General features: G+C 40.6%; 4 protein-coding genes and 2 pseudogenes. 2 read left to right on the top strand and 4 right to left on the bottom strand.

All coding sequences use genetic code 11. From position 1 onward, the window contains the following. Positions 1 to 689 precede the first annotated feature (689 nt). Positions 690 to 3707, top strand: a complete 3018-nt coding sequence (locus QUA97_RS27760) for a DNA/RNA non-specific endonuclease (RefSeq protein ID WP_333197508.1) — start codon at positions 690 to 692, stop codon at positions 3705 to 3707. Between the two features lie 179 nt (positions 3708 to 3886). Here the strand turns inward: QUA97_RS27760 and QUA97_RS27755 are convergent, their stop codons facing one another. After that, on the bottom strand, positions 3887 to 4798 hold the full coding sequence (locus QUA97_RS27755) for a pentapeptide repeat-containing protein (protein WP_333197505.1): 912 nt from the start codon (positions 4796 to 4798) through the stop codon (positions 3887 to 3889). A 46-nt stretch (positions 4799 to 4844) separates the two neighbouring features. Further along, a complete protein-coding gene (locus QUA97_RS27750) occupies positions 4845 to 5645 on the bottom strand; it encodes a pentapeptide repeat-containing protein (protein WP_333197503.1) in 801 nt (266 codons plus the stop codon). A gap of 292 nt (positions 5646 to 5937) precedes the next feature. Between QUA97_RS27750 and QUA97_RS27745 the strand changes: the two are divergent. Next, a pseudogene (locus tag QUA97_RS27745) lies at positions 5938 to 6649 on the top strand (IS1 family transposase). A gap of 18 nt (positions 6650 to 6667) precedes the next feature. On the opposite strand, the gene QUA97_RS27740 reads toward QUA97_RS27745, so the two are convergent. Then, entirely contained in the window at positions 6668 to 6865 is a 198-nt protein-coding gene (locus tag QUA97_RS27740) for a pentapeptide repeat-containing protein (RefSeq protein WP_442922603.1), read from the bottom strand. Beyond that, positions 6842 to 6934: pseudogene (locus QUA97_RS28435) on the bottom strand (pentapeptide repeat-containing protein); the annotation flags it as partial. The gene QUA97_RS27740 and the pseudogene QUA97_RS28435, both read right to left, overlap by 24 nt. Between the last annotated feature and the right edge of the window lie 108 nt (positions 6935 to 7042).

Genomic DNA, 7042 nt, shown 5'->3' with positions numbered 1-7042 from the left:
GGCTTGACGGCTTATCAATCTATTCAACAAGCTCTCTCTATTGATGGCTCCCTTTTTTCCCCTAGTTGAGCAATTACCAATTTTCTAGGTATTATAAAAAGGAATAAAAGAAGGTTAGGGTGTTTGACTATGGGATTACTAAGGAGAACCGACCTGCTAATCAGTTTACTTATGGGGTGCTGCCGGGGACAACACGCGCACCCGTCGCTACAGCCGGCAATTTACGGGATTTGAGCATTGCACCGACTGACTGGCTGGATTTGAAGGGGCCTGGCGCAACTACAAGTGACCTGACTCCTACTTTTGAATGGCAGTTTGCTCCGGGTTGGGAGGATGTGAAAGAAGTTAATCTTTTTGTCAGTACCTTCGATAAAGGGGAGGGTTTGTTGCCCTGGGATAAGGTTGTCGATTTATCGGATTCGGCACTCCTTCCCGGATTCTCGGAAACACAAAAGCGTCAACTTCTTTCCAAGCCTTGGAACGGTTATGACGATTTCAATCCCAACCGGATTCTGACGGCAACTTGGAAGAAAGATACTGGCAAGTGGTACGGACACGACGGGATTACGCCTCTTGACCAACCTTTAAATGACCCCGCAAATACTAGCACTAACTTCACGCTACCGAGGAGTCTTACTGCGGGGCAGAACTACAATTTTGCTGTAGAAGCTGTGAGTAATAGCGGGGCTGTGACCAAAGATTTTGGGCAGTTTAAAACCATACCTCCTGTTAGCAACAGTCCTTTCAACAGCGTGAGCGTGTTGACTCATGGTTTTACACTTTTGCCTAACCAATCTGGGATTCCTGATTCCTTTTTCCAAATGGCCAACAAAATTTCCACTGTTAGCGGCAACACACCTGAAAACAGCGGGTTAATTATGCGCTATGACAAGCCTACAGGTAACTGGATTCCTATAGATATACAGGGACGGGTGATAACTGAGTTGACCGGGGGGCTTAAGACCAGCGATGCTAATTATCTGTCAACTTTGGCAAATAACTTAAAAAAAGGTGTGGCTATAGATGGAAAGGAGATTAAATACCTCAACCAGAACAAACCGTTAGTGTTGCTACCTGAATGGTCGTTAGACAGAGAATCAGTCATTCCTGACGTTGGCTTTTCTGAGGGTGCGGCTGATGCAATATTTGCTTCTCTGGTGCAGTTGGATCTGGCATTAGGGGGTAAGGTTGGAGAGTATCAAAACAATCAACTCCAGCGGTTGTACGACAGCCAAGGAAACCTGATTCGCCAGCAGGGAGATTTGTTCAATTCGCCGCTGCACTTCATGGGCTTCAGTCGGGGCACTGTTGTCAATAGCGAAATCGTACAGCGTTTAGGGACTTTCTTCCCCCAAGCGGGCGGCAAATCTATGGCTGACCGAGACCTCCAAATGACAACAATCGACCCGCACGATTTCTACCAACCTAGTTTGAATTTACAATTACCTGGTTTTATCAGCACAAATTTTAGCGATTTCTACGAACCAAAAGTTCAGGTTTGGAATAATGTTACGTTTGCTGATAACTATTACCAGACTGTGGCTAATCCTAATGGTTTGACTGCTACTCCCAACGGTCGTGCTTTGGGTCAACTTCCACAAGAGGAATTGGATAAGAATCCTAAACCTGCGGGACTGAATTTTCCGACAGTTAATGGTGTTACTTTAGGGCAAGCAGACCGAGAGATTTTACTGGGTACTCGTGAGGGGGAACCAGATCGGATAAATAGTCGGATTGGGTTTACGAAAGATGATAGTATTGCAGGGACGCACAAGCGAGCATTTGGATGGTATGCTGGGACGGTTGATTTAGACCTGGAGGAAGTTTTACTTCAGTATCCTCATGTGGAGGCCTCTGAGAATCCTCAAGCAGTTAACGATATGTTGGGTAAAATGGGTAAACCCGAATTGTTCGATCCCAATTTCCCGGCAGCTAAACCTTGGTATGATAATGGCAATGGTGAAGGGGTTGGTGAGGGTTGGTTTTATTCTGTTTTGGGTGGAGGTAAAGAGCAACGGACGTTTAGTTCGGTTGGGCGCGTTCCGGTGAGTTTTGATAATACTCTTTCTGCTGGTATGCGGGGAGATTATGCGGTTCCTACTCTGTTTAATGGGAATTTTGACCAGTTTATTCCGAATAAGAGTGGGGCTGAAGAATTTGGTCGGAATACTATCTCTAAGGAAATTCCTGGGTGGTCTTTTCATAATAGTGCCACATCAACTTTGGTGTCACCTATCAACAACCTTGTAGAGTGGAATGAGATAGCTCAACAATCTCCCAATTTTTCCAATTACTTGAGCTTATTAGGTATTAACTCTCAAGCTCAAGATTATCAACCCAATTATGCTCTGAAGTTAAAAGGTGGTGAAAGCATCTCCCATAATCGCTTTATGCTAAATGATTGGGGAAATTTGCGGTTTGATGTTCACGCTCCCAGCAGAAGTGGAATACTCAATGTAAAACTTGAAGTAGAAGGAGTAAACATACCAATAAAGAGAATAAATCTAGCTCAGGATTCCGTTACTGTAGCTGAGGCCAACAAAGAAGATGTCGATGAAATTAGAAAAATCTATAGCCAGAATATCAATAGTATTGGATTTGGAAGAACAGGATTTGAAACTTTTCAGTTACCCTTGCAATTACTGGCTTACGAAGATTTCGCAAAATCTGTAGGAAAACCAGCTAAGCTGACGTTTAGCCTAGAAGGTGATGACAATGCAAATGTTATTATAGATAATGTATTTTTCAAGAGTCCACACCTCCAGCTTGGCAACCCTACTAACGCTAGATGGGATTTAACTCAAGAACAACCTACAAACTTACTGATAGAAAAACCAGGATATGTAGTATCCTACAATACTCAAAGAAAACTTTCTAACTGGGTGAGTTGGCAAGTTAATAAATCGTGGACTGTACCATCTAGTACAAGAACAGACATCCAGTTCATAGCAGATCCTTTTTTGTCGCCCACCTCAGCAGATTATAACCTGCCTCAAATTGATGGTACTGTATTTCGGCAACCTTGGGTAGGAATGGATAAAGGTCATTTAATTCCTGATAGAGATAGAAACAGAAACCCTAAAGATGCCATAGAAACATACATGGGGACTAATTTAATTGCACAATCAATGGACAACAATCGATTTTTTGCAACAAATCCATTAATTGCCTCTGCATGGTTTAACATTGAAAACAGGGTACAACAGCGTGTTCAACAAGGACAAGAACTTTACATTGTCGCGGGTAGTTTAGGAAATACTTGGGATTCACAGAAAAAAACTAATGTCCCAAAACTTCTTGAAACCACAATCAACCAGGGATTTACAAATCCTACAAATTTTGTCAATAACATTTACATTCCTGAATGGACATGGAAGACCATTGTCGCTTTGCCTCAGCCCGGTGCAGATATTACATCAGACACAACTACTTTTACGTTTATCACGCCTAACCGGGCAGAACCGAATGACTGGAGTAATCCATACCCGCATCCACTTAATGAACTCTTGGGTGAAAACCGCCTGAATATAGCAAATGTGAGTGATTGGAGAAACCCACAGACTTGGCGGATTAGTCTTCAACAGCTTGAAGATATTCTTAATGAGACTGGAAATAGTGACAGCAATCAAATTTTTAATTTTCTTTCAAATATTACCGATGAGAATATTCGAGGAACTATTAAGAATAATGGTAAATATTCGGAATAGGCTTGTTTTCACGAAAATTTATTTTCTGTGTGTTTTTCCTGAGTCAAAATGGAGTTTATGAAGATGTTTAATGACATTCAAAGTTGAATTCTATATCAGATGAAGATTGTCAGGGCAGGACTCATTTTCCAGTCCTGAACTCTTCTATTGACATCAAAAAAGCTCACCTCACAACTCCTTTAAAAAAAATCTCCATTTTGTTCAGTTTCTGCACTTTCTTTGTAGCAATTGCTCCAACCCTTAAGAAATTCTCCATTTTCTAAAGTAACGTTGTAGCAGGAAGGAGGTGACTGGCCCTGGCCTTGGAACACAGAACCTTGAAAATTAATTTCTATAAAGCTGGTGCAGGTTATATCGCTACCTTCAATTTTAGAATTTCTCAAGTCACTATAAATAAACCTTGCGTTAGTCAAATCACAAATCGCCAAGTTAGCCCCCCTCAAATCACAATTGATGAATGTGACTCCTATCAAACTCGAAAATTCTAACATAGCATTGCTTAAGTTGACATAGCTTAAGTGAGCGCAGAACATATTAACATCTTTCAAGTTAGCACCTCTGAGATCAGAACGATACAAAACTATACCTTCAAAGGTTCTCTCTCCAACAGCATAGCGCCGGAGAATTTCTTGACCTTCAAGCTCTTTTATTGGGTTATTTTCAACTATCCCATCTGGCATAACGGTATGACAGAAAAGGGTTAGTTGGCTGGTTTTTATATCAGTTATTTTTGCTTTGTTTAAGTTTGTAAAAATCAATTTTGTTCCACTTATATCAGCACCTGTTAAATCAGCACCAGTTAGTTGAGTACCTGTTAAATCAGCATCAGTCAATTTAGCATCTATAAGATTGACATTGCTTAAGTTAGAATTACTGAGATATATGTTTGAAAGATTAGCCCTTTGCAGGTTAGCATTACTCAAGTTGGCATTAATGAGAAAGCTTCGCATCACCAAAGCACCTTCCAAATTGGCATTACTTAAGTTGATGCCCGTTAGCAAAGTATCCATCAGACAGATGTTCCTTAAGTCAGCGCCAATAAAGTCTCTCTCACCAGCAGCATACCGTCCGATTAATTCTTCCGCATTCATAACTTTTACCCTTAATTTCTAATCGTTTTATAGTAATGTTTCCCATTCATCGATCCGTACAATTATCATTTCGGATAGTTCCGTCTGGCATGATAGTATTGCATAAAATCCCATCTTCAAACCCTTTTCCCATGAGCCTAACCTTCTTTGCCATCAGACTAGGTTCTGGCTGAACCCCCATCAGATTAGCGTGACTGAGATTTGAACCATCAAACGATGTTTCATCCATAATTGCACCACTAAAGTTAGCTCCAGTAAGATCGGAATTTTCAAACCCTGTTTGATGTAGCATGGTGTTACTTAGGTTTGTGCCAATTAGAGTCGCTTCATAAAAGCCAGCTTCACCGAGGTCTGCATCGCTGAGGTCGGCTCCAGTGAGATTTGTGTTTTCACAGTTGAGGCGAGATAAAAAACCATTTTTCAAATTAGCTCCACTGAGGTTGGCATCAGTCGCGTCAACATAGTGCAAAGTTGCGTTTTCTAAGCAGGCATTACTTAGATTGGCTCCACTCAAGTCAGCCCCTTCCAACCAAGCTTCTCTCAAGTTAGCACCACTAAAATTAGCACCCTCCAACTGAGCACCACCCAAGTTGACCTCGCTCAAGTTAGCATTACTCAAGTTAGCATCTTTTAACTCAATACAATTTAAGTTAGCACCACTCAAGTTAGCACCGCTCAAGTTAGCACCACTCAACTTAGCACTTTTCAACTTAGCATTAATCAAATTGGTATTGGTGAGATTGATATCAAGGAGATTTGCCTTGTTAAAATCGACACCGCTCAAATCAACCCCAGCAAAGTCTGTTTCTCCACTGGTATACCGTCTGAGCAATTCTTCAGCGTTCATAAATTATGTAGTCAATTATTTTAACTTCTGAATTATAGTACAATCATCTTCTGACCTGAATCCTCTCGAAACAGAAATATGATGAATATTCAAACGGAGGGTATATCTGTTTTCAGTAAGGTTTAGCATTCATCAAGCTGTACAATTATCATTTCGGATGGTTCTGTCTGGCATGACAGTATTGCACAAGTAGCGTCTTCCCATTTTCCGCAAAGATTGATTGGGTAGTCCTGCATAGCAAGGAAAATGTGTTATGATTTTATTCTTTATAACCTACCTTGAATTTTAGCTTATCAACTGTCCCAAGTGTAACTCTGAATACATATTGAAAAATGGTCGCACTCGCTCCGGGAAGCAAAATTTTAAATGTCGAGATTGTGGAAGACAATTCGTCCTGACTCCCAGACATCAACCGATTTCATTAGCAACAAAAGAGTTGATAGATCGACTTTGATTAGAAAAGATATCTCTGGCTGGGATTGTGAGGGCGACTGGGGTGTCGTCACGGTGGTTGCAATACTATGTGTTTATAAAAAATTAGGAGCTGTAAAAAGAGAAGTATAAGTGAAGTCAAAAAAGAAAGGGAAGCTCACTATTCAATGTGATGAAATGTGGTCATTTGTAGGCAATAAGGATAACAAGCAGTGGATTTGGTTGGCAATTGATGTATCAACATTCATAAATTGTAGGAGTGTATATTGGCAAAAGAGATCAATCTGGAGCTCAAGGATTATGGGATTCTTTGCCACCTGTTTATCGTCAATGTGCTGTAAGTTATACAGACTTTTGGAGTGCCTAGGTCACAGTTTTTCCTCAAAAAAGATACAAGGCAGTAGGAAAAGAGACTGGTCTGACAAATTATATAGAAAGATTTAATAATAGGATGAGACAAAGAAGATCTAGATTGGTGATAAAAACTCTTTTATTCTCCAAAAAGCTTTCCAATCATATTGGGTATTTGGTATTTTATTTATGAGTATAACGCCAGTTTATCTATCAATTAAAACCCTGGATTTTTCTTGCTATGCAGGACTACCATTGATTGTATTTGAGTCGTCATATTCAGGATCGGGTCTAGCTCCCATCAGATTAGCGTGGCACAGATTTGAACCATCTAATGATGTTTCATCCATAATCGCACTACTAAAGTTAGCTTTACTTAGGTTAGAATTCCAAAACCCTGTTTGATGTAGTTTGGTATTACTTAGATTCGCGCCAATTAGAGTCGCTTCAGAAAAATCAGCTTCACCGAGGTCTGCATCGCTGAGGTCGGCTCCACTGAGGTTAGTATTTTCACAGTTGAGCCGAGATAAAAAACCACTGACGGGGTGACAACCCCGTTAAAACCCATAGCTAACAAAGGTTTGACCGATTTATGGTAAAAAAAGATGGGGTCA

Source organism: Microcoleus sp. CZ3-B2, assembly GCF_036705055.1.
GTDB lineage: Bacteria > Cyanobacteriota > Cyanobacteriia > Cyanobacteriales > Microcoleaceae > Microcoleus.
The sequence above is the reverse complement of the archived record's forward strand: the minus strand, read 5'-3'. Positions and strand labels throughout refer to the sequence as shown.